General features: G+C 65.2%; 22 protein-coding genes. 10 read left to right on the top strand and 12 right to left on the bottom strand.

Translation table 11 applies throughout. The annotated features are described in order from the left end of the window. Positions 1-171: 171 nt before the first annotated feature. Together ahpC and ahpF are read left to right on the top strand one after the other, a co-directional pair. A complete protein-coding gene (gene ahpC, locus ACZ1JC_RS13720) occupies positions 172-738 on the top strand; it encodes an alkyl hydroperoxide reductase subunit C (protein WP_465136331.1) in 567 nt (188 codons plus the stop codon). A gap of 160 nt (positions 739-898) precedes the next feature. Then, the gene (ahpF, locus tag ACZ1JC_RS13715; protein ID WP_465148401.1) at positions 899-2488 is read left to right on the top strand and encodes an alkyl hydroperoxide reductase subunit F; all 1590 of its coding nucleotides are present in this window, start codon (positions 899-901) and stop codon (positions 2486-2488) included. Positions 2489-2548: 60 nt separating this feature from the next. Here the strand turns inward: ahpF and ACZ1JC_RS13710 are convergent, their stop codons facing one another. Next, entirely contained in the window at positions 2549-3877 is a 1329-nt protein-coding gene (locus tag ACZ1JC_RS13710; protein WP_465136333.1) for an Hsp70 family protein, read from the bottom strand. On the opposite strand from ACZ1JC_RS13710, the gene ACZ1JC_RS13705 reads away from it, so the two are divergent. Together ACZ1JC_RS13705 and ACZ1JC_RS13700 are read left to right on the top strand one after the other, a co-directional pair. Continuing rightward, entirely contained in the window at positions 3858-4151 is a 294-nt protein-coding gene (locus tag ACZ1JC_RS13705; RefSeq protein ID WP_465136334.1) for a hypothetical protein, read from the top strand. The two genes, ACZ1JC_RS13710 and ACZ1JC_RS13705, sit on opposite strands and share 20 nt — an antisense overlap. An 11-nt stretch (positions 4152-4162) precedes the next feature. Then, positions 4163-7045 (top strand): TonB-dependent receptor domain-containing protein, encoded by a 2883-nt coding sequence (locus ACZ1JC_RS13700; RefSeq protein WP_465136335.1) that lies wholly within the window; start codon positions 4163-4165, stop codon positions 7043-7045. 258 nt (positions 7046-7303) lie between these two features. On the opposite strand, the gene ACZ1JC_RS13695 is transcribed toward ACZ1JC_RS13700, so the two are convergent. The 3 genes from ACZ1JC_RS13695 to ACZ1JC_RS13685 form a co-directional block, all read right to left on the bottom strand. Then, on the bottom strand, positions 7304-7879 hold the full coding sequence (locus ACZ1JC_RS13695; protein WP_465136336.1) for a Smr/MutS family protein: 576 nt from the start codon (positions 7877-7879) through the stop codon (positions 7304-7306). Next, positions 7876-9060 carry a murein transglycosylase A gene (mltA, locus tag ACZ1JC_RS13690; RefSeq protein ID WP_465138598.1) on the bottom strand — a complete coding sequence of 395 codons (1185 nt, stop codon included), beginning with the start codon at positions 9058-9060 and terminating at the stop codon, positions 7876-7878. Before mltA ends, ACZ1JC_RS13695 begins: the two co-directional genes overlap by 4 nt. A gap of 187 nt (positions 9061-9247) precedes the next feature. Next, complete coding sequence (locus ACZ1JC_RS13685) at positions 9248-9943, bottom strand: Tim44/TimA family putative adaptor protein (RefSeq protein ID WP_465136337.1); 696 nt, start codon at positions 9941-9943, stop codon at positions 9248-9250. A gap of 383 nt (positions 9944-10326) precedes the next feature. Here ACZ1JC_RS13685 and secB point away from each other — a divergent pair, with 383 nt between their 5' ends. The 3 genes from secB (at position 10327) to trpS (ending at position 13886) form a co-directional block, all read left to right on the top strand. Beyond that, on the top strand, positions 10327-10842 hold the full coding sequence (gene secB, locus ACZ1JC_RS13680; RefSeq protein WP_465136338.1) for a protein-export chaperone SecB: 516 nt from the start codon (positions 10327-10329) through the stop codon (positions 10840-10842). Between the two features lie 100 nt (positions 10843-10942). Continuing rightward, entirely contained in the window at positions 10943-12511 is a 1569-nt protein-coding gene (gene murJ / locus ACZ1JC_RS13675; RefSeq protein WP_465136339.1) for a murein biosynthesis integral membrane protein MurJ, read from the top strand. 355 nt (positions 12512-12866) lie between these two features. After that, positions 12867-13886, top strand: coding sequence for a tryptophan--tRNA ligase (trpS, locus tag ACZ1JC_RS13670; RefSeq protein WP_465136340.1), 1020 nt, complete (start codon positions 12867-12869; stop codon positions 13884-13886). Positions 13887-13994: 108 nt separating this feature from the next. Here trpS and ACZ1JC_RS13665 read toward each other — a convergent pair whose 3' ends face one another. Further along, positions 13995-14453, bottom strand: a complete 459-nt coding sequence (locus tag ACZ1JC_RS13665; RefSeq protein ID WP_465136341.1) for a UrcA family protein — start codon at positions 14451-14453, stop codon at positions 13995-13997. 312 nt (positions 14454-14765) lie between these two features. After that, entirely contained in the window at positions 14766-15437 is a 672-nt protein-coding gene (locus tag ACZ1JC_RS13660) for an MOSC domain-containing protein (RefSeq protein WP_465136342.1), read from the bottom strand. A 203-nt stretch (positions 15438-15640) separates the two neighbouring features. Between ACZ1JC_RS13660 and ACZ1JC_RS13655 the strand changes: the two genes are divergently transcribed. From ACZ1JC_RS13655 to ACZ1JC_RS13645, 3 genes are all read left to right on the top strand, one after another. Then, entirely contained in the window at positions 15641-16318 is a 678-nt protein-coding gene (locus tag ACZ1JC_RS13655) for a DUF4136 domain-containing protein (protein WP_465136343.1), read from the top strand. 141 nt (positions 16319-16459) lie between these two features. Further along, the gene (locus ACZ1JC_RS13650; protein WP_465136344.1) at positions 16460-16639 is read left to right on the top strand and encodes a hypothetical protein; all 180 of its coding nucleotides are present in this window, start codon (positions 16460-16462) and stop codon (positions 16637-16639) included. A 250-nt stretch (positions 16640-16889) separates the two neighbouring features. Beyond that, the gene (locus ACZ1JC_RS13645; RefSeq protein ID WP_465136345.1) at positions 16890-17066 is read left to right on the top strand and encodes a hypothetical protein; all 177 of its coding nucleotides are present in this window, start codon (positions 16890-16892) and stop codon (positions 17064-17066) included. Between the two features lie 22 nt (positions 17067-17088). On the opposite strand, the gene dut is transcribed toward ACZ1JC_RS13645, so the two are convergent. From dut to ACZ1JC_RS13615, 6 genes are read right to left on the bottom strand one after another with little or no spacing between them, the layout of a single operon-like run. Further along, positions 17089-17562 carry a dUTP diphosphatase gene (dut, locus tag ACZ1JC_RS13640; RefSeq protein ID WP_465136346.1) on the bottom strand — a complete coding sequence of 158 codons (474 nt, stop codon included), beginning with the start codon at positions 17560-17562 and terminating at the stop codon, positions 17089-17091. Beyond that, positions 17543-19171: a bifunctional phosphopantothenoylcysteine decarboxylase/phosphopantothenate synthase gene (locus ACZ1JC_RS13635; protein WP_465136347.1), complete on the bottom strand. Its 1629-nt coding sequence runs from the start codon at positions 19169-19171 to the stop codon at positions 17543-17545. Before ACZ1JC_RS13635 ends, dut begins: the two co-directional genes overlap by 20 nt. Before the next feature lie 37 nt (positions 19172-19208). Next, positions 19209-20366 carry a hypothetical protein gene (locus tag ACZ1JC_RS13630; protein ID WP_465136348.1) on the bottom strand — a complete coding sequence of 386 codons (1158 nt, stop codon included), beginning with the start codon at positions 20364-20366 and terminating at the stop codon, positions 19209-19211. Positions 20367-20389: 23 nt separating this feature from the next. After that, on the bottom strand, positions 20390-21958 hold the full coding sequence (ubiB, locus tag ACZ1JC_RS13625) for a 2-polyprenylphenol 6-hydroxylase (protein WP_465136349.1): 1569 nt from the start codon (positions 21956-21958) through the stop codon (positions 20390-20392). Positions 21959-21966: 8 nt separating this feature from the next. Continuing rightward, positions 21967-22698 (bottom strand): class I SAM-dependent methyltransferase, encoded by a 732-nt coding sequence (locus ACZ1JC_RS13620; RefSeq protein ID WP_465136350.1) that lies wholly within the window; start codon positions 22696-22698, stop codon positions 21967-21969. 51 nt (positions 22699-22749) lie between these two features. Further along, positions 22750-23664 (bottom strand): DMT family transporter, encoded by a 915-nt coding sequence (locus ACZ1JC_RS13615; RefSeq protein ID WP_465136351.1) that lies wholly within the window; start codon positions 23662-23664, stop codon positions 22750-22752. Between the last annotated feature and the right edge of the window lie 45 nt (positions 23665-23709).

The following is a 23709-nucleotide window of genomic DNA, read 5'->3' as shown; positions in this document are numbered from 1 at the left end:
GCGCCGCACGGATTTTCGCACGCGCGAGCATTTTATCGACAGAATCGTTCAGTCCGTCGTGACTTATCGAGCAATCCGATCAACCCAATCGGATCAAGCCCCTACACATCGTCACACGGGCGGCCTATCTCCGGCTCGTCAGTTTCAACACCCATCGAGGGAGAATACACCATGGGTATCATCGGCAGCACCATCAAGCCGTTCAAGAACACCGCTTTCCAGGCCGGCAAGGACTTCTTCGACGTCACCGACGCCGACATCGCCGGCAAGTGGGCCGTGTTCTTCTTCTACCCCGCCGACTTCACCTTCGTCTGCCCGACCGAGCTGGAAGACCTGGGTGAACAGTATGCCGCACTGCAGGGCATGGGCGTCGAAGTGTACGGCGTTTCGACCGACACGCACTTCAGCCACAAGGCCTGGCACGACACTTCGGACAAGATCGGCAAGATCCAGTACGCGTTCCTGGGCGACCAGAACCACGCGCTGACCGAAGCCTTCGACGTTCTGCGCGAAGATTCGGGCCTGGCCGACCGCGCCACCTTCGTGGTCGATCCCGAAGGCGTCATCCAGATCATGGAAATCACCTGCGAAGGCGTTGGCCGTAACGCTGTCGAACTGGTCCGCAAGATCAAGGCTGCCCAGTACGTCCGCGCCAACCCCGGCCAGGTTTGCCCGGCCAAGTGGGAAGAAGGTTCGGAAACCCTCGCTCCCTCGCTTGACCTCGTCGGCAAGCTCTAAAAACCACGCGACCAGGCCGTAAGGCCATCCGGGTCGCGTGCCGAAGGTGTGCGGCCCGGGGCTTCCCTCCCCCGGAGCCGCACCCTCGTGCGCTTCGCGGCTGACGGATCCCCGGGCCGCCTCTTTCTCTCCCCACGCATTTCATAAGGACCTGTGACTCATGCTCGACCCCGCTCTGAAGCAACAGCTCTCGCAATATCTCGCCATGCTGCGCGAGCCGATCGAGCTCGTCGCCTCGCTGGGTGACGATGCCAAGTCGACCGAAACGCGCGAGCTGCTGACCACCATCGCCTCGCTCTCGGACAAGGTTACCGCCACTTTCGACGGCGACGACACGCGCCGCCCCAGCTTCATCGTGCGCCGCGCTTCGGACGCCAGCGCCTGGGTGCGCTTCGCCGGTTTGCCGCTGGGCCACGAATTCACCTCGCTCGTCCTCGCCCTGCTGTGGACCGGCGGCCATCCGCCCAAGGTTTCTGACGAGACGCTGGAGCAGATCCGCAATCTGGAAGGCAGCTACGAGTTCGAGATGTATTTCTCGCTCTCCTGCCACAACTGCCCGGACGTGGTGCAGGCGCTGACGCTGATCGCGCTCAACAACCCGCATGTGAACGCCACCCTGATCGAAGGCGGCGCGTTCAAGGACGAGGTGGAAAGCCGCGGCGTCATGGCCGTGCCCGCCGTGTTCCTGAATGGCGAGATGTGGGGTTCGGGCAAGATGGGCGTGGAAGAAGTGCTCGCCAAGCTCGACACCGGCGCCGACGCGAAGGCGGCTGCCAAGCTGGCCGAGAAGAAGCCGTTCGAAGTGCTGGTGGTCGGCGGTGGCCCCGCCGGTGCCTCGGCCGCGATCTACACTGCGCGCAAGGGTTTCAGCACCGGCATCGCGGCGGAACGCTTCGGCGGCCAGGTGCAGGACACCATGGGCATCGAGAACTTCATTTCGGTCCCCTATACCGAAGGCCCGAAGCTGGCCGCCGCGCTGGAAACGCACGTTGGTGAATACGACATCGACGTGATGAACCTGCAGCGCGCCGAAACGCTGATCCCGGCCAAGGAACTGGGCGGCTATCACGAAGTGGTCTTCGCCAACGGCGCATCGCTCAAGGCGCGCTCGCTGGTGCTGACGACCGGTGCCCGCTGGCGCAACCTGGGCGTGCCCGGTGAGGCTGAGTACAAGAACAAGGGCGTGGCCTACTGCCCGCACTGCGACGGCCCGCTGTTCAAGGGCAAGCGCGTGGCGGTGATCGGCGGCGGCAACTCCGGCGTGGAAGCGGCGATCGACCTTGCGGGGATCGTCGGCCACGTCACCCTGATCGAGTTCGACAGCCAGCTGCGTGCCGACCAGGTGCTGGTGGACAAGCTGCGTTCGATGAAGAACGTGGACATCCTCACCAGCGCCCAGACCACCGAAGTCACCGGCGACGGCGATAAGGTGAGCGGCCTCCACTACAAGGACCGCGCAAGCGGCACGGAGCACAAGGTCGAACTGGAAGGCGTGTTCGTCCAGATCGGTCTGGTGCCGAATACCGAGTGGCTGAAGGACAGCGGTGTTGCGCTCTCGCCGCGCGGCGAGATCGTGATCGACGACAAGGCGGCGACCAACCTGCCCGGCATTTTCGCGGCGGGTGACGTGACCACCGTGCCGTACAAGCAGATCATCATCGCCATGGGCCAAGGGTCGAAGGCGGCACTCTCCGCGTTCGACTACCTGATCCGCAACGAGGCGCCCGTGGAAGCCCTCGAACCGGCCTGAAGCTAAATACACCCCCGAGCGAAGCGGGCGGGTGCCGAGAGGCTCCCGCCCGTTTTCGTATCAGGCCACGTCGGCCGTAAGGTCGGTGGCGACCCATTCGTCCAGATCCGGCGACTGGCCGATCAGCGCAAGGCCGTGTGCGATCGAGGTCAGTTCGTTACCGCTGGCGATGCGGCCCGCGCCGAAGCGCTCCTCGAACAGCGCGCGCACCGCCGGGATCAGTGAGGAGCCGCCGGTCAGGAACACATGGTCGATCTGGTTCGGCTGCAGCCCCGCCTTGGCGAGAGCGCCGTCCACCGTCTCACCGATGCGGTGAAGGTCCGGCGCGATCCAGCGTTCGAATTCGGCGCGGCTGACTTCGGCCTCGATCTGCAATTCCTCGCTCTCGAACCGGAATGCGCCGTGGTCGCTGGAGGAAAGTGTGCGCTTCAGCTGACCCACCGCTTCGTAGAGGCCGAAGCCCAGTTCATGCTCCACCACCGCGATCATGCGGTCGATGGCGGCCTGATCGGTGGCCGAATGCCGCAGCTTGGCCAGTTGCTCCAGCGTGCGCCGGTTGCGCATCATCGCCAGCCGCGACCAGTCGCCGAAGTCCTTGAAGTGGCCCGGCGGGATCTCCAGCACTTTGTCGAACGAGCGATAAGTGCCGCCCTTGCCCAGCAGCGGCAGCACCAGATGGTCCATGATGCGATAGTCGAAGCGGTCGCCGGCAATGCCGATACCCGCCGATCCCAGCGGCACGCAGCGCCGCGCCGCGCCGGGGGCTTCCACCCGCACGATCGAAAAGTCGCTGGTGCCGCCGCCGAAGTCCGCCACCAGCAGCGTCGCCGGGTCGGACAGGCGCGAGGCGAAGCTGAACGCCGCGCCCACCGGCTCGTAGACATAGTGAACCGGCCGCTTCAGCAGCGCGAACATCGCGTCATACCGCTTGCGCGCCAACGCCTCGTCCGGCCGCGCGCCGACGTAGCGGACGGGCCGCCCGATCACGATCCGCTCCGGCAAGTCGCGTAGCGCCGTACCGGCATGGTCCAGCAAATGGGTGAGGAAGACCTGCCCCAGTTCCTCGAACCGCATGCGCTTTTCGAACAGCGTGGCATGTTCGAAGGCCGGATTGGCCGCGACCGACTTGAACGATTGCAGGAACCGCGATCCTTGCGGAAACTCCAGGAATTCGGAGATCGCCCAGGGCCCGGCCTCATGCGCCAGGCCGCCGCGCACGCCCTCGTCCTGCCAGAAACACAGCGCGGAGCGGAACACCGAACCGCTGCCGCCCGGCGCCGCGAAATCGACGAGATCGGCCTCACCGGCCGTGCCGGACAGCGCGATCACCGAATTGGTGGTGCCGAAGTCGATGCCGATGGAACCGGCGGTGACCGTGGAGGACGGCATCTCAGTACTCCCTGTTGAAGGCGGCGTTGAAAGCGGCCGGCGCCTATCGCAGTGCAGCAGGCTTTGCGCAACCACCGTAATCGAGCAGGCGGTCGCATTCGAAATTCCCGTTCGCCCCGTTCGAAAAAGCCGCGCACCCTGCGAACAAATAGTTGTATTTTTACATCAATTTTGCAGTTTTATTGCTGAAATTATACAATATTTCAAAATCATGTTGCACGGCAAAAAGGTGCGCACGACCCTCTCAAGTGCCCGTTTCAGGGTGATTTCATGAGGGGTCGTTACATGAATATACGTAACTTCCATTTGCACTGCAGCATTGCGGCACTCACTTTCGGGGCACTGGCCATGCCCGCCATGGCACAGGCGCAAGACACCGATTCCGGTGCTTCCGCCCCGGGCGATGCGATCATCGTCACCGGATCGCGCATCCGCCAGAACCCGCTCGACAATCCCAGCCCCGTCGTCACCCTCAGTAACGAGGATATTGCCAAGACCGGTCTGTCCTCGGTGGCGGACGTGCTGCAGCGCCTGCCCAGCGCGGCGGGCGGCCTCAATACCAAGGTCAACAACTCGGGCAATATCGGCAACCCGCAGGACGGCGGCGGCGTCGGCGCCGGCACCAGCGAGATCGACTTGCGCTACCTTCTGGCCAAGCGCACGCTCGTGCTGGTGGACGGCATGCGCTACGTCAACGCCACGGCGGCCAGCGGCATTCCTTCCACGGTTGACCTCAACACCATTCCCGCCAGCCAGATCGAGCGGATCGAGGTCCTGCAATCGGGCCAATCGCCGCTCTACGGGTCGGACGCGATCGCCGGCGTCGTCAACATCATCACCAAGTCCGAGCAGGAGGGCCTGCGCGCATCGGCCCAGTTCGGAACCTTCCGGCAGGGCGACGGCCACACGCAGGACTACAACGCCAGCTACGGCGTGAAAGGCCCGACGACCTCGGTGGTGTTCGGCGCCAGCTATGTGAAGCAGGACAAGGTCAGCACGGCGGACCGTTCGATCTCGCAATTCCCCAACCCCGGCCAGACCACGTGCCTCGATCCGCGCGGCGGCTGTTCGTCGGCGGCGGTGAACGGGCGCATCGTCTTCAATCCGGGCAACCCCTCGCTTCCGGCGGGCGGCAGCATCACCCCGCGCAATCCCCCGCTCACCACGCAGGGCGTCTACGACCCGACGCTGCAGGGCGGCGATTTCCGCGCCTTCACCGATGCGGACCGCTTCAACTTCTCCCCCTACAACTACTTCCTGACGCCGCAGGAACGCTATGGCCTGTGGGTCAGCGCCAAGCAGGAACTGACCTCCAACATCACGTTCCGCGCGAAGATGGTCTACAACCATCGCAATTCGCAGAACCAGGCCGCCTTCCTGCCGCTGTTCGTCGGACCGGACGCGGGCAATGGCAACTTGCTCGACACCGTTTCGATCGATGCGACCAACCCCTACAACCCCTTCGGCATCACGCTGAATTCAGGCGCGAACGGAGAGCCGGCGACCTACAGCTTCATCGCCCGCCGATTGGTCGAGGCCGGGCAGCGTACCTATACCCAGCACGTCGACACGATGACGGCCAATGCCTCGCTGGACGGCAGCTTCCAGATCGGATCGCGCAAGTTCTACTGGGACGCCAACGCCGCCTTCGGCTGGAACGACGCCAAGCAGACCTTCACCGGCAACGTCAACGCCGCCAAAGTGGCGCAGGCACTGGGCCCGCTGGCAGACTGCACCGGCGCCTGCGTACCGCTGAACATCTTCGGCGGCGAAGGCTCCATCACGCCGGAAATGCTGAACTTCATCACCTTCACCGAGCATGACCGGTCCAGCCAGCGCATGCAGGACTATACCGCCAACGTCAGCGGCGACTTGTTCGACCTGCCCGCCGGCCTGGTCAGCATGGCGGTGGGCTATGAACACCGCTTCCAGCACGGATCTTTCACCCCCGATCCGATCATTCAGGCGGGGCTTGGCGCGGACATTCCCGCACAGGCGGCCGAAGGCGGCTACAATTCGGACGAGTTCTACGGCGAATTGCGCGTGCCGATCCTGAAGGACACGCCGTTCTTCCAGATGCTGGAGGCCGATGGCGCGGTGCGCCACGCCAATTACTCGACCAGTGGATCCAGCACGACCTTCACGGCCACCGGCCTGTGGAAGCCGGTTTCGGACCTGCTGCTGCGCGCCAACTATGCCGAAGGCTTCCGTGCCCCGGCGATCGGCGAACTGTTCGGCGCCCAATCCCGCGCCGACGCGCCGATCAACGATCCCTGCACCAACGTGACGGGATCGCTGTGGCAAAGCTCCGCCACGGTGCGCACGAACTGCATCGCCAACGGCGTGCCCGCCAGCGGCAGCTATCAGGAACCGCAGGGCGGCCAGATCGGCACCCTGACCGGCGGCAACGACACGCTGAAGCCCGAGACCAGCAAGACCTGGCTGTTCGGCGGCGTCTACAGCCCGTCCTGGGCGCGCGGCGGCTTTGCCCGCAATCTCAGCCTTGAGGTCAATTACTACGACATCAAGGTGAAGGACGCGATCTCGGCCATCAACCCGCAAGTCACCCTGTCACGCTGCGCCGAACTGGGCGATCCCACGGCCTGCGCCAATGTGATCCGCACGCCCAGCGGCATCATCTCGCGCGTGGTGGGCCTGCTGCAGAACATCGGCGGCATCCGCACGCAGGGCATCGACATCAGCCTGAACTATGCATCGCCCGAAACCGGCGCAGGCACGTTCGGCCTGTCGTTCAATGCCAACCGGCTGCTCAAGTATGCCGAAACGTTCCCCACCGCGGACGGTTCGGCCACGATCAGCTACAAGGGCACCACGCGCGGCTTCCCGGATCAGTCCTATCCGAAGTTCAAGGGCACCGGCATCGTCTCGTGGTCCTACTCGGGCATCGATGCCTCGTTCACCGGCCGCTATATCGACAGCGTGACCGAGAGCGACGGCCACAAGATGAACAGCCGCTTCTACGGCGACCTGCAGCTGAGCTACACGCCCAGCTTCATGGACAGCGGCCTGACCTTCACGCTGGGCGTGATCAACGTGTTCAACACCGATCCGCCGCCGTGCAACACCTGCACCGGCCCTAACTATGACCCGACTACTTACGACGTGCCCGGCCAGTTCGGCTACCTGCGCGTCTCGGTGAAGATGTAAGGGCAGCTTCCGGGCGGCCCTTATAGGCCCGGCGCGGATGTCCCTTCCGCGTCGGGCCGCCGGGTGGTGGCTCGTGGGGCTCCGCCTCCTTGCTCCGTCAGGCCCCAACCCCTCGTCATTGGGAGCGTAGCGAAGCAATCCAGCGCAGAGTGGGCCCGGCTCTGGATTGCCTCGCTACGCTCGCAATGACGATTAGAGGTGATCGGAGAGAAGGATGGCGGAAAGCTGGGCGACGCCAAGGCTGCTGCGCCCCTCGCCCTACCGCCGCTTCTTCAGCACCACGTAAAGCGCACCCTGCCCGCCGTGGCGGCGGTGGGCGCCGCGAATGGCGACGATGTCGTGCGAGTGCTCGCTGGCCGCCAGCCAGTCGGTGATCTTGGCGCGAATGGCGCCGCGCGCCGAGCCACGATCCATGGCATCGACCGGACGGGACTTGCCGGTCACCACCAGCACCACGCGCGCGCCCATCGATTTGGCCTGCGTCAGCCCGTGCATCAGCCGAACATAGGCCTGATCGAGGCTGGATCCGTGCAGGTCCAGACTGAAATCGGGCGCCAGCGTGCCCTTGGAAATGCGCTTCTCCCACGATCCGTCCAGGTGAAGCTGCGATTCTGCCTGCGGCTTGGCGGGGGCAGGTTTTGGGGGCAACGGCGGGGGCACGCGGCCCTTCACCTTCTTCGCCGGAGGGGGCGGAGGAGAGACGACGATCTGGGCCGGAACCGGCTCGGGTGCCACTGCCTTGGGCCGGCGCTTTTCAAGCGGCGTCACCGTCCGGGCGACTTGCGCCCAGACTTGTGCCTCTTCCGCCGTCAGTCGCCGTCCCGGTCTTCTCATGGCTGCAGACGCGAAAGCGTGCCCTTGGGGACGAGCACCAGAGCCTCGCCGCGCCCGCTCATGCCGCCGGCAGTCAGGCGCGCCTGATCGCCCGCGCCCCAGAAGGTGTCGAAACGGTTGGCGCCCTTGATCGCGCCGCCGGTGTCCTGCGCGATCCACACGCCCGAGGCTTCGCTGCGGTCCAGCGAGAGCCAGACCGGCGCGCCCAGCGGCACGAACTTGGGATCGGCGGCGACCGAAGCATGGGCACGCACCGGCACGCCCAGCGCGCCGAGCGGACCGTCGCCGGTCAGTTCGCGGAAGAATACCCAGGACTGGTTCTGGCGCATCAGCACATCGCCTTCGACCGGATGGTCATGGATATACTGCATGATGCCCTGCATCGAGCCGGGATATTGCCCCGGCCCGGTGCCGACCAGCCCCTGATCGCGCATGACCGCGCCGATGCCGGTGTAAGGCAGGCCATTCTGCCCGGCATAACCGATGCGCATCACCGTGCCGTCCGGCGCGCGCAACCGGCCGGAGCCTTGCACCTGCAGGAAGAACACCTCCACCGCATCGCGCGCCCAGGCGATCTCCAGCCCGCGATTGGCCAGTGCACCGTCCTCGATCGCGCCGCGGTCGTAATAAGGCACGAAAATGCCGGACTGGTCATAGCGGCCCAGCGGCATCTGGCCCTTGGCATTCGGCGCTGCATCGCCCGGCTGTGCGCGCACGAGATCGGCCGGCATGCCGTAGATCGGCACGTCATAGCCGGGCAGATGCTGGCGGGCGCCGGCAATCTCCGGCTCGTAATAGCCGGTGGCGAAGCCGCGCCCGTCGCCGACTTTCACCGCCTCGAAATAGGTCTGGAAGAACTGCGTGGCACTGGCGTTCGGCCATTTCGCGGCGGCGGCGCAGGCGGGCTGCCAGTCGGCGGGGCGGGTCAGGCCGCTGCTGTCGGTGCGCTTGGAGACGCTGGGGCAGCTTTCGCGGAAGGAGGCCAGCGCCGCGGCGCCATCGGCGGCGCCCACTTGCAGGCTGGCAATGGGCGGTCCGGCGCGCACGCCCAGCGCCAGCGCATTGGCGGGCGGCGGCGGAGTGGGCGTGGTTGGCGAAGTCGGCGGCGAAATCGGCGGCGGGGCCACACCCGGCCCGGTGCCGCCGGGGATCACGCGCGCGCAGCCGGCCAGCAGCGCCATCGCCAGCAGAACCGTTCCTATACGAACCGAGAACCGGCGGATCGGCAAATCCGTCCCGCGTTTCACCAAAGCTGCCTGCAAGTCGATCCTCCGCACCACACAACAAGAGGCCGGACCTTTCGGCCCGGCCTCTCGATCCTTGTGGGATCAAATTCCTGAAATCAACCGACTAAGCGGCGTTTCGAACTTACCCTGCGTCCGTTTCGTCGAGCAGCCAGTCGGGGCCAACGGCATCGACGCGGCGGCTGAAGGTCCAGATGTCCACCGCCTCGATCGCATCGTCCAGCGAACCGGCGATCACGTGACCTTCGGCATCGCGCGTCACCGCCGCGATGTCCGAACGGAAGCGGATGGTGATGCGGGCAAGCCCGTTGTCGACACCGGCGCTGACGATCGCGGCTTCCTCGATACGGATCAGGCGGTTGTCCAGCGTTTCACCGGCTGCCAGACGCGCATCGATGGCGCCGCTGAAGCTGTCATAGACGTCACCGTCGCACAGCGCGCGAAGCTCTGCCTTGTCGCCCTTCCAGAACGATTCCAGAATCAGGCGATAGGCGCTGCGCGCACCTTCGACGAAGGCGAACGCGTCGAAACGACGGTCCGCATTGGCGATTTCGGCAAGACCACGCTCTACCGAGGGCGGTGCAAGGGGCATTTCCCGCTGGCGCGGCGCGAAGGGCTGCCGTTCGGCCTGCTTGGCGTCGGGCTTTACCTCGGCCTTAGGCTGCACGGGGACGCGCGGCGCACCGGGTTGGCCCTGGCGGCCCTCGAAGCGTCCCTGGATCGGCTCTTCCTCATGCTCGGCACGACGGCCGAGTACCGAATAGAGCCGCAGGCCAAGGAAGGCTGCGATCATGGCCAGGATCACGATTTCCGGTGTCACGTTCCTTTGTCCATCCTTTGCTTGGACGCTTCTTTTTCGGGTGGTGCGAGCCTCGGCAAAGTGCGGAGAGGGGGCGAATCGCCCAAGTCCACATAGAGGCCGGGCACACGCCCGGAAACGTCATCATAACCTCAGATAGGTACAGTTTACAAATGAACAACGTGTGAGCGGCGGAATCGGGGATTTTTTCGTCAATCCGTCCGCGATCCTGCCTATCCTCGGTTATCCAACGCGCGGGCCTGTCGCGGGTTGCCCCTTTCGCGAGAAAAAGGCCCCGCAACAAAATCCGCACCGTACCTTCCACCGCCCGCGAAAACGCGCTACGCGCCCCGCTGACTTTCACAGAATACCATCCGTATCCTTATAGACGGGACAGAATCGAAATGGCCGACGAAGGCAACGTCATCTCCGACATCAACCTCGGCAATGCCGACGATAATGCGCCGGCCGCCGGCATCATCTCGCAGTACGTGAAGGACCTCTCGGTAGAGAACCCGAATGCACCGCAGAGCTTCTCGTGGCAGAACCAGCCGCAAGTGGACATCCAGTTCAACATCGGCGCCCGCCCGATCGACGGCGAAGTGCACGAAGTCGAACTGAAGATCACCGTCGCCGCCAAGGCCGACGAAGGCACCGCCTATGTCGTGGATCTCAGCTACTGCGGCCTCGTCGGCATGCGCAATCTGGACGAGCCCAGCATGCACGCCTTCCTCTATGCCGAAGCGCCGCGCATCCTGTTCCCGTTCGCCCGCCGCGTCGTTGCCGACGCCGTGCGCGATGCCGGCTACCCGCCGCTGATGCTGGAACCGATCGATTTCAACGGCCTCTACTTCCAGCAGCTTGCCGCCCGCCAGCAGGCCGAAGCCGAAGGCATGGGCGAACCGGCCGGCCACGCCTGAGCCGCGCGCCAAAGCCGATGACATTCAGGCCCGTCCGCACCCTGCCAGCAATGGCGAAGGGCGCGGGCGGGCCTTTTGATATTTAGGGACCCCGAGGGGCATGAATCTTACCAAGGCGCTTGCCAGTGTCGGCGGCCTCACCCTTGCCAGCCGCGTGCTCGGCCTTGTGCGCGACAGTCTGTTCGCGCGCTTCGTCGGTGCGGGCTTCGCCTCGGACGCGTTCCTGATCGCCTTCCGCCTGCCCAACATGTTCCGCGCACTGTTCGCGGAAGGGGCCTTCGCATCGGCCTTCATCCCGATGTTCAACCAGAAGGTGGCGGACAAGGACGGGCCCGGGCTTCCGGCAGGCATCACTTTTGCCGAACAGGCGCTTTCGGTGCTGCTGCCAATCCTGGTGGTGATGACCATCATTCTGGAAGTCTTCGCCTGGCCGGTGACCCTGGTGTTGTCCGGCGGCTTCAACGGCGTTTCGCATGATCAATTCGCCTTCGCGGTCATGCTCAGCCGCCTCACCATCCCCTATCTGGGGCTGATCAGCGTCGTTTCGCTGCTGGGCGGCATCCTCAATTCGCTCAACAAGTTCTGGGTCAACGCCGCCGCGCCGATCCTGCTGAACGTGACGCAGATCGTTGCGATACTCGGCTTCCACTCGGCCGATCCGTTGGTTACGGCGCGCAATCAGGCCATCGCCGTCTCGGTCTCCGGCGTGTTGCAGCTGATCTGGCTCTACTTCGCCTGCCGCGCCAACGGTGTACCGATGCGCCTGCGCGCGCCGGTCTGGAACCCCGACGTGAAGCGCTTGCTGGCCTTGATCTGGCCCGCTGCCGCCGGCGCCGGCGCCGTGCAGATCAATCTTGTGGTCTCGACCTTCCTTGCCGCCACCTTCCTTGCCCACGGCTCGGTCACGTACATCTACATGGCGGATCGCCTGAACCAGCTGCCGCTCGGCCTGATCGGCATCGGCCTTGGCACCGTGCTCCTGCCCACCATCTCGCGCCAGCTTGGCGGCGGGGAGGATGCGGCGGCGATGGACACGCAGAACCGCGGCATGGAACTGGCGTTGCTGCTCACCCTGCCCGCCTCGGTGGCGCTGATCGTCTGCGGCCAGCCGATCGCCGCCGCGCTGTTCGGCTATGGCAAGTTCGATGCGGGCGACGTGGCCCGCACCGCAGAGGCGCTGGCGGCCTTCTCGGTGGGCCTGCCCAGCTACATCCTCGTCAAAGTGCTGACGCCGGGCTTCTACGCCCGTCAGGATACCCGCACGCCGGTGCGCTATGCGATGATCTCCATGGCGGTGAACCTCGTGCTCAACCTGGCGCTGATCATGCCGCTGCAGCATATGGGCCCGCCGCTGGCGACCGCGATCGCCTCCACCGTCAATGTCGCCATGCTCTACTGGACGCTGGTGAAGCGCGGTCATTTCCAGGTCGACGCCCGTCTGAAGCGCCGCGCCCCGCGCCTTGCGCTGGCCGCCATCGCCATGGGCGTGGTGCTGTGGTTCGGGGAGGACATGCTGACGCCCTACCTCCATGGCAGCTGGCTGATGCGCGGCCTTGCGCTGGCCGTGCTCGTTTCGGCCGGCGGCGTGGTCTACGCGCTGGCAACCTTGGTGACCGGCGCCTTCACCCGTGACGATCTGGCCCTGCTGCGCCGTCGCAAGGCGGCGTAAAGCGCACCGAATGGGCTCCTTCGGCAGCCATGACCTAAAACTCCGTCGCCCCCGCGAAGGCGGGGGCCCCGCTTCCTTTTTGCCCAGCCGCAAGAACAAGCGGGATCCCCGCCTTCGCGGGGATGACGGGGTAGGTATGGGCAACGGGACGCGCGCTCTTCCCTCAGCGGTCAACTATGCTATGAGCCACGCCCATGCAGAGCCTTTCGCATCCGAAGTCTGCCGCAACCCGTCGCCTCTCGTGGCGATGGCGGAGTGTCGCGCGCGTTTCGCGCTGACCCTGCCTGCCTGCGCGCCCCAACCGGCGCACCCAAACCACACATCTGACAACCCATAAATCGCGAAGGACGCGTCCATGCGTATCGTCTCCGGCATTCAGCCCACCGGCAACCTGCACCTCGGCAACTACCTGGGCGCCATCCGCAACTGGGTCTCTATGCAGGACGACGCCACCGCCAGCGGCGGTGAGTGCCTCTACTTCCTGGCCGATCTCCATGCGATCTCGATGCCGCACACCCCGGCCGACCTTTCGGCCAACACGCGCGAGATGGTGGCCGCCCTTGTCGCCTGCGGGATCGATCCCGATCGCTCGATCCTGTTCAACCAGGCACAAGTGCCCCAGCATGCCGAAATGCAGTGGCTGCTGAACGGCACCGCGCGCATGGGCTGGCTGAACCGCATGACGCAGTGGAAGGACAAGGCCGGCAAGAACCGCGAAGGCCAGTCGGTCGCGCTGTTCACTTATCCGGTGCTGCAGGCCGCCGACGTGCTGATCTATCAGGCCACCCACGTGCCGGTGGGCGAGGACCAGAAGCAGCACCTGGAACTGGCGCGCGACATCGCGCAGAAGTTCAACAACGACTTCTGTGCCGAAGACGCGCCGCTGTTCACGCTGCCCGCGCCGTTCATCCCGCCCGAAGCCGCCCGCATCATGAGCCTGCGCGACGGCACCTCGAAGATGAGCAAGTCCGACCCTTCGGACATGAGCCGCATCAACATGACCGACGATGCCGACACCATCATGCAGAAGGTGAAGAAGGCCAAGACCGATCCGGAGCCGCTGCCTTCGGAAAAGGCCGGTCTGGAAGGCCGTGCGGAGGCGAACAACCTCGTCTCGATCTATGCAGTGATGGCCGGCACCACGGTCGATGCGGTGCTGGCGCAGTTCGGCGGCCAGGGCTTCGGCGCGTTCAAGCCGGCACTGGGCGAACTGCTGGTGGAGAAGCTTTCGCCGATCAACGCGCGCTTCGTCGAACTGCGTCAGGACCGTGCGGCGCTCGACGCGATCCTGAAGAAGGGCGCCGAAAAGGCCCGCGCGCTGGCGATCCCGACGCTGGAGAAGACCTACGAAGCGCTGGGTCTTGTTCGCGGATAACCGATAGATAGATCCTTCCGGATAGATGCAATGCGGCCCGGTCACCCGGGCCGCATTCTTTTTGAGAGCGCGTCGTTGCACCGGACGTTCGCCTTTGCCGAACCGCCTTTACGGGCGTCCCGCCGTTTCCACGACGGCGATGGCCAGATGCGCCCCCACATTTCCCCGGTCTATGGCAGCCAACATGTTCGAGATCTGGGGCTTGGCGGCTTCATAGGTCTCGTGGAAGCAATTGATCACAGCCCGCTCCGGCCGATAGACCTGTTGCTTTCGGCTCGGCTGATAGACCGCCACGCTGCAAAGATCGTGCACCCCGCGCCGCACGCGGGAGATCATGGTGGTACGCCCTGCCTGCTGCGTGAGGTCGAGGTCGGAAATATCGATCCGTGCGGAATAGGTGCCATCGGTGGTGGGGCCATAGACGCCCAGCCAGTCCGGCCCGGCCTTTCGCACGCCAAGTGCGGTGATTTCGCTGTTATCCTCATCAGGCGACGCCGAAATCGAAACCGGACCCCAAAGGACCGCCAGTCCAAACAGATAGATCGCCTTAATCATGATGCCCTCCATCTTCCTGAATGTGTACAGAGAAGTGCAGGCGTCAATGCGCTAAGAACCAAGCGCGATTCCCGAAAGCCAGACCACACACCCGGCTACATGGCGCAGGGACGTCGGCGGGCAGCTATTTATTTCCAAATCTATTGTAGATCAATTTAATTCTATTCTATTTTTGATAAATATTTTAATTGATATGAAATTTTCCAAGCAGACTAATAATCTACAAAATTACTTATCCAACCTCCCTCTTGCGACAATCAAGCCGCTGACCGAAAGCACTAATATCGATTTCAGAAAGCGAGCCATCTGGAACCCGGCGAAAACTCAACCCAGCAGTCTGTCGCGGCGCTTCCGCCACGACTCGGCCAGTGCGTCCACTTCGCCCAGCGCCTCCAGCCCTTCGCGGTCCTTCTTGTGGTCCCCGGCGATCAGCAGACCGAACACGCGCTGCACATTCCATTCGGGCCATGGCCGCGCGACCAGCCGCATCGCATCCCCGGCAGCGACGTCGCCTTCCTCGATCACGCGGTAGTACCAGCCGGCACGGCGCGATTTCACCACGCCGGCGTTGACCGGCGCCCCGTCGAAGCGATGGTCCAGCTTCCAGCACGGCTGGCGGCCCTGGCTCACTTCCACCAGCGCACTGCCCAGCCGCCAGCGATCGCCAATGCAGATCGCATCCTCGGTCAGGCCATCGGTGGCGATGTTCTCTCCGAAAGCGCCATAGTCTGCCAGCAGCGGGTGATCGCCCAGCACGCCGCGCCAGAAGGCATAGTGATCGTGCGGATAGTGATGGATCGCCTTGTCCGGCCCGCCGTGGACCGTCAGATCCGCCTGCGCGTCCCCCTCCAGACCCAGCCGATGGACGCGCACCGGGCCGATCACCGGATGCTTGCCGATTGCGCTGGGCTCGTCCGCCCCGCGAAAGGGCGCGACCGGGCCGCATTGAACCGAACGAATCGGCACGGAAATTAAGGGGGTGGCACTGGTGGTCATGCCCGATGAGTCCTACATAGCGGTAGCTAACTCAAGCCGGGACCGATCCCCTGACCGGCGAATGAACGCAGCAACGGTCCATCACAGTTGTGCCACCATTCAACCGCTATTCAGGGCATTGATAATAAGGCAGAGTCGCAAGGAATCGCGGGCCGCGCTTGGGAAAGGGCGTTTCGGGCCTAAGGGTTCATGGAGTAAGACCAATGACAAACAATCCCGGAACGCACTTCGGCAGGCTTAGGGTCGCAGCCGTCGCCGTGCTTCTCATGGCGCTGGCCGCTTGTGCCACCCCCTTCAATGCCAACGTTTCGCGTTTCCGGACGCAGCTTCCGGCGCCGGAAGGGCAATCCTTCGTGGTCGTCGCCGATGATCCCAAGCTCGCCGGCGGTCTGGAATTCGCCACTTACGCCGCGCTGGTGCGCGATCGCATCGCCAAGCTGGGCTACACGCCGGTGGACGATCCCGCCAAGGCAACACTGATCGTGCGCTTCGACTATGGCGTCGATACCGGCCGCGAACGCGTGCGCTCCACCCCCGGCATGGGCGGCTTCTGGAGCCCGTGGTACGGCCCGGGCTTCTACGGCCGCGGCTTCTACGGACGTGGTTGGGGCGGCTGGGGCGGCGGCCCCTGGGCGATGGGCTGGTACGATCCGTTCTTCTCGGGCGGCGTGGATAGCTACACCGTCTTCACCAGCGGCATCTCGCTGAAGATCGACCGTGCGGTGGACAACCAGCGCCTGTTCGAAGGCAAGGCCGAGGCGGTCTCCACCTCGAACCGCCTGCAGTATCTGGTGCCCAACCTGATCGAGGCGATGTTCACCAACTTCCCGGGCAATTCGGGCGAGACGCTGCGCATCTCGGTGGCGCCGGAAAAGAAGTGATCCGATAGGACTGCCCCCGCTGCGACGTGGCGGGAGGTAGTCCGGAACGGGGCAGAAGCGGGCTCGCCGGGCAACCGGTGGGCCCGTTTCTGCTTTATGGGGCTATCTCCCCTTGGCCGCGCCGGATATAGCCCCCCACGAATGAATACCTTCATGGCCATCATGTCGCAGCTCTTCTGGGGGGTGACCGTAGGAGCGCTGACATCGGCCTTCTCGTTGCTTGCCAAAGGCTTGGCAACCATTGCGGGGATCGGCGGCGTGGGCTGGTACAGCCTCAAACGCCACCGCGAGAGGCGCGCGCGAATCAATCGCGAGGATTGAGAGCGAGGATCGGCGCCGGCGAATTTTGCCGATCGCGCCGGTTTGCTTCAAACACCCTGTTAGCCTCAAACATTTCGTCGCCCCCCGCGCAGGCGGGGACCCCGCTTCCTCGCGCGCTAAAGAAAAGCGGGATCCCCGCCTTCGCGGGGATGACGGGATTGGTTTGTGGAGGTCATGAGACAGAGAACAACGCTCTGACCTTTCAGTGCTTTCACTTGCCAATCCGCGCGGAAAGCAGAACGGGTCGCGCATGGTCGACGACATTCTTGGACAGATCGCCGGTGGCGTCGCCGAAGCTGCGATGGATGCAGCCTCAGACGAAATTCAGCGCCGTTGGGGCTGGAAGGGGTGCCTCACTACCATCGCAGTGCTCGCGCTGATCGTCGTCATCGGGCTGTGGGCGCTCGGCGCCTTCTCGAACGCCTGAGCCCCACACACCAGAGGGGAAATCAGTTCCCCAGCGCCACCACGCCGCCGGTCGAGCCGAAGCCCCCCTCACCGCGCAGGGTTTCGTCCAGTTCCTCCACCTGCAGCCATGAGGCGCGGGTGACGGGGGCGAGGACGAGCTGCGCCACGCGGTCGCCGCGGCGGATGTCGAAAGCCTCGGCACCGTGGTTGATCAGGATCACCTTCAGCTCGCCGCGATAGTCGGAATCGATGGTGCCGGGCGAATTGGGCACCGAAATGCCATGCTTCAGCGCAAGGCCCGAACGCGGGCGCACCTGGATTTCGAAGCCTGCCGGGATCGCCATGGCAAGGCCGGTGGCGACGGCATGACGGCCGCCAGGGGCCAGCGTCACATCCTCAGCCGAGACGACATCCATCCCTGCCGCGCCATCGGTGGCATAGACCGGCAGCGGCAGGCCCTCACCATGAGGGAGGACCTTTACGGCAACGGGAACGTCATTGTCGGGGGAGTGCATCGGTAAACCTTTCGACGAGGAGGCGCGCGACCTCCTCCTTGGGCATTTCGGGAAGAGAAATCACATCGTCACCGCGCACGATGTGCACGGCATTGACATCGCCGCCCATCACATCGCCGGAAACGTCGTTGGCAATGATCCAGTCCGCGCCCTTGCGCTTGCGCTTTTCCTTAGCGTAGCGGATCACGTCCTCGGTCTCGGCGGCGAAGCCGATCAGCAGCGGCGGCCGGTCCGGCCGCGCGGCAACGCTGGCGAGAATATCGGGATTTTCCGTCAGCAGCAGCGCCGGCGGGGCCGATCCGCGCTTCTTCAGCTTGTCCTTGGCGACACTGATAGTGCGCCAGTCCGCCACTGCGGCGACCATCACCGCGATGTCTGCGGGCAATGCCTGCTTCACCGCATCGGCCATCTGCTGCGCGCTTTCCACATCCACCCGGTCCACGCCCGGCGGCGTCGGCAGATGGACGGGGCCGGCCACCAGCGTGACCCGCGCACCCGCCTGCGCGGCGGCGGCGGCGATGGCAAAGCCCTGTTTGCCGGAAGAACGGTTGGCGATGTAGCGCACCGGGTCGATCGGCTCCCACGTGGGCCCCGCCGTCACCAGCACATGGCGCCCGGAGAGCGGGCCATCGGCCGGCTTTTCGAACGGCACTTCGGGCGCGGCGCCGAAAGGCTGCGGCACGGAGGCCTGCGAAACGGTGTGGTTGATCGCATCGGGATCGGTCGGCGGGGCTGACCGCGCCGCGCCCTTCTTGACGACCAGCAGGCCTGCCGCCGGATCGGCAATCGCGCCGCCATCCGCGAGCGGGTCGAACATTGCACCATCATTGTCCGGCGCGCCGAAACTGATCGCGCGCTTGGCCTTCTGGAGGCCGCGGCTGATCATCGATCCGCTCAGCCCGCCAAGGCCGTAGCCTTCGCTTTCGGAGGGGCTTTCCTCTGCCGTCGGTTCCGGCTCGGGCGCAGCGAACTGCGGTTGCCACGGGAACGGATTGGCGAGATCCAGGCCCACCTCAGGCTGCGGCAGCGAAGGCACAGAACCCGGCAATGGGGCCACTTCCACCGGGCCAAGCCCCAGCGCCCAGGCAATGCGCTGCCAGATGGCGATCGGATCGGGCAAGCGGCCGGGGCCGAATTCACCGCAGGCCATCGTGCCCTCATCGGGCTCCATCACATCGACGCCGGCATCGCGCAGCGTCTGCACGTTGCGCACGGTGGCGGCGTGCTGCCACATGCGCACGTTCATCGCCGGCACGGCCATGACCGGCTTGTCGGTCGCCAGCATCATCGTCGTGGCCAGATCGTCGGCAATGCCCGAGGCCATCTTGGCCATCAGGTCCGCCGTCGCCGGGCAGACCACCACCAGATCAGCCTCCCGGCTCAGCTGGATATGGCCCATCTCGACTTCGTTCTTCAGGTCGAAGAGCGAGGTGTAGACCGGCCGTTCGGACAGCGCGGCCAGCGCCATCGGGGTGACGAAATGCGATCCGCCCTCGGTCAGCACGCAAGTCACCTCGCCGCCTTCCTTGCGGATATGGCGCACCAGTTCGCAGGCCTTGTAGGCCGCGATACCGCCGCCGATGACCAGAAGAATACGGGGACCACTCATGGTCCGGGCTTGTGCAACAGCGTTCATGGGTGCGCAATCAGTTTAGGGTGTTTGCCGGAGATTTGGCGAGCTTTGCAGCAACCACAAGCCCTGCCAGCGCACGCGGCGCGAAAGCGATGCCGGCGAACATGGCCGGCGCGATCATCGCCCCCCAGTAGAAATTGTCCCACCGCCCCGCCGCCATGAACAGCACGCCGTAGCCCGCCGCCAGCAGGAAGGCGAACACGCCCTCCGCCCGATTCCAGCCGAGCCAGCCGAACGTCATCAGCACCACCGCCGGGCCCGCCAGCCAGTGCGGCAGCCAGCGCAAGTTGCTCGACTGGACGACATTGGAAAGCCAGCCCGGCAGCCCGCGCATGACCAGCCAGGGTGCGGAGTGCGCATCGCTGGGCAGCACCTGCTGCGCAATGATCGAAAGGTGCCAGGCGAGCACAGCGAAGAACACCGCGATCAGCGCGCTCCAAGCCGCCGCCTCGCGCCAGTTGCGCTGCCATAGCGCGGTCGCGGCCATCAGCGCGACGAAGGGCAGCGAATGCTCGCGGATCGCCAGCGCCAGCGCGGCGGCGGCGAAAGCGGCATGCCAGCGGCCGCCCTGCCCTCTCGTGCCGATCCGATGCAGGCCCAGCGACAATGCGATCAACCCGCCCGCCCAAAGCTCGTGCAGCGGGAAGTAATGCCGGTTCAGCCCCAGCGAGGCACCGACGAAGGCCAGCGCCACGGCCATGCGATTGAGGCGCGGCGAGACGCCCGCCTCGCCCAACTTGCGCCACCACGCGATGATAATGCCCACCATCAGCGCGACGGCCGCCGCGATCTGTCCCGCGCTGCCCAGCCAGGCATCGAGATAGGCCAGCGTCGGCAAGCGCACCGCGATCGCCGGGTTCACCGGATAGTCGCGCGCCCGCTGCTCGGGGACGATGAAGCTGTAATAGTTCTCACCCTTGGCCACGCGGGCGATCGCCACTTCGTATAGGGCGATGTCCTCGTCATAGGGTTTTGCCGAAGCGCCGGGCTTACCTGTCGTGGAAACCGGCCCTTCCACCGGCCCGGCCCAAGGCGAGCGATTGCCCGACTTGGCGACCGGCACCATGGCCGATGCCACCAGCAAGACCGCCAGCAAAGCCAGCGCCAGCCGCGCCAGCCAGACAGGCCATGCCGCAAAGCGGGTCACAGAGACAGGTACAGGGGCGGGCACAGGCGCCGCCCCTTCGGAAAGGCTCAATGCCCCAGCAGAGTCCAGTACGTCAGCGCCCATGCAGCAACACCCCCAAGGATTGCCGCCAGACCATAGCCTAACCAGTGGTTACTTTCGGGTTTACGAGATTCCCCGAGGCCGAGAATAAGATCGACATCCGGCAGCGGCGCCTGTTCGGGCGCGCCGCCCTTGGGCGGGAACTTCTCCTCGATCCGCCGCACCAGCGCGGGCAGGCGGAACAGGGTGCCCAGATCTTCGCGCAGGCGGTCGGCAATCACCGCCTCCGGCCCCAGTTCGTCGCGAATCCAGCTTTTCACGAAGGGCGCCGAGACGTCCCACATGTTGATGCCGGGATCGAGCGCGGTGGCCAAACCTTCGACCATCACCATGGTCTTCTGCAGCAGCAGCAGGTGCGGCTGCACCGCCATGTCGAAATCGCGGGTGATCGCGAACAGCCCGTCGAGCATCTGCCCCACCGAGAGTTCGGACACCGGCTTGCCGCGCATCGGTTCGCCCACGGCGCGCAGCGCGGTCGCGAACTCTTCCACCGTGTGATAGCTCGGCACGTATTGCGCCTCGAAATGGATCTCGGCCACGCGGCGATAGTTGCCGGTGGTCAGGCCATAGAGGATTTCCGCCAGCCACAGCCGCGCCTGCCGGTTGATGCGGCCCATGATGCCGAAATCGATGGCGACGATGGTGCCGTCATCTTCCACGAACAGGTTGCCCTGGTGCATGTCGGCATGGAAGAACCCGCAGGAAATCGCCTGCGTCAGGAAGGTGAGCACCAGCTTGTGCGCCAGCTTGGGCAGATCGTGCCCGGCCGCGCGCAGCCCCTCGATATTGCTCATCTTGGTGGCGCCGATCCATTCGATCGTCAGCACCTGGCCGTTGGTACGGTCCCAGTCGATGTGCGGCACGCGGTAGCCATGCGTGCCCTTCATCGCGTCGGTCAGTTCCGATGCGGAAGCGGCCTCGCGGCGCAGATCGAGTTCGCGCAAGGTCCAGCGCTTCAGATTGGCGACGACCGCGCGCGGGCGCAGGCGTGCGGCCTCCCCGCCCAGCGCTTCGAGATGCGCGGCGGCCCATTCGTAAGTCTCGACATCGCGCGCGAACTGCTCGCGGATGCCGGGGCGCAGCACCTTTACGGCCACTTCGCGGCCATCGGGCGTGACTGCGCGGTGGACTTGCGCGATCGAGGCGGCGCCTACCGGATTCTCGTCGATAGAAGCGAAGATCTGTTCGAGCGGACGGCCGAAGCTGCTCTCGATCACATGGCGGATTTCGGAGAACGCCACCGGCGGCAGGCTGTCCTGCAAAGTCAGCAGATTGTGCGCGGGGCCTTCGCCGACCAGATCGGGCCGGGTGGCCAGCGCCTGCCCCAGCTTGATTGCCGCCGGGCCGATTTCCTGAAAGGCACCGGCATAGTCCGGCTCTACCGGCTGCCGCGCGCCGAAGCGGGCGATCCGGCACAGGCGCTTCACCTGCGCCGGGGCATTGCGGTCATTCTCGATCCCGCGCAGCGCCCCGTGGCGCGCAAGGACGCGGCCCCATTTGAGGAGCCGCAGGATATGCGTCGTCGAACCCGTCACGCGCCTGGTTACACTTTCCAGCCCGAATGGATTGCGACCAGGCCACCCATGATCGGCTCCACCTTGGTGTGCTTGAAACCAGCCGCGCGGATCATCTTCTCGAATTCCGGCATCGGCGGGAAGCGGCGGATCGATTCGATCAGGTAGCGATACGATTCGGCGTCCCCGGCAATGGCCTGCCCGATCTTCGGCACCAGATGGTGCGAATAGACGTCGTAGACTTCCTTGAAGCCCGGCCATTCGGTGGTTGAGAATTCCAGGCAGAAGAAACGCCCGCCGAACTTCAGCACGCGGTGCGCCTCGGCCAGTGCCTTGTCGATATGGGTGACGTTGCGGATGCCGAAGGCGATCGTATAGGCATCGAAGTGGCGCGCGGGGAACGAGAGTTCCTCGGCATTCTGGCGCGACCAGACGAGGCCGTCGATGCCGCGCTCCATCGCGCGTTCGATGCCGACGTCCAGCATGTCCTGATTGATGTCCGACACCGTGATCGAGGCGCCCTGCGCGGCCATGCGGAAGGCGATATCGCCCGTGCCGCCCGCCATGTCGAGGATCTGCTCGTCGCGATGCGGCTTCACGCGGCGCACGAACTTGTCCTTCCAGAGCCGGTGCATGCCTGCCGACATGGCATCGTTCATCACGTCGTACTTGCGTGCAACGCTGGAGAAGACCGCGCCGACGCGCGCCTCCTTCTCGTCGGTGGCCACATCCTCGTAGCCGAAGGAAACCGTTTCGCTCATGGCGCAGTCCTCTAGCCGTCCGGCCGCGCGGGCGCCACCGGAGTTTTGAAGTCAATTTGTCGTATTGGGGGTTCCGCGAAGCGCCAGCGCCGAGAGCACGATCCCCGCGAGAATCAGTGCCATGCCCACAAGGTGGTAGGGCATCAGCCGCTCGCCCAGCAGCAGGGCGGAAAGCAGCGCACCGAACAGCGGCATCAGCGTGATTGCCTGTCCCGCGCGCGCGGCGCCGAGTTCGCCCGTCGCGCGGTTGTAGATGAAGTAGGCGATCGTCGAAGGGAACAGGCCGACATAGGCGAAAGCGGCCAGCACGGCCGGGCTCCAGTGCACCACCTGCCCGCTCGCCGCCTCCATCGCCGAAAGCGGCGCCATCGCCAGCGCGCCCAGCGTAAAAGTCAGCAGCAGGAAGACCACCGGCGGCACCGGCGGCCGCTTGCGCAGCAGCACCGTATAGAACGACCAGGCCACCACCGCGCAGAAGACCAGAATATCGCCGCGCCCGAAGCGCAGGCCCATCAGCGCCGCCGGATCGCCCTTGAACACGATGGCGACGACACCGAGCGTCGAGATGAGCACCCCCAGCCCGTGCAGCTTGCCCGGCCGTCCGCCGAACAGCACGCGGTCCAGCACGGTCACCACGGCCGGGATCGCGGCTTGGAGCAGCAAGGCATTGGCGGCGGTCGTGTAGTGCAGGCCCTTGTAGATGAAGCCGTTGAAGCAGACGACGCCCAGCACACCCAGTACGACGATCCAGCGCCACCCGGCCAGCACCGCGCGCCATTCGCGCCGCAACGGCCCCAGCGCGAAGGGCAGCAGCACTGCCACTGCGATCAGCCAGCGCCCGAAAGCGAGCGTGAACGGCGGAATGTCATCGCGCACCGCCCGCCCGGTGATCGAGTTGCCCGCCCAGAACAGCATGACGAGGCCGAGCATGCCAAAAGCGCGAAGATGGGAGCGGTTCTCTTCCATGCGAGGCACTTAGAGGCCGTGTGCGAAATGCGCAAAACTGCATTT

It is taken from the genome of Sphingomonas sp. BL-S-28 (assembly GCF_055521515.1).
This window is presented reverse-complemented; position numbering and strand designations above follow the sequence as displayed.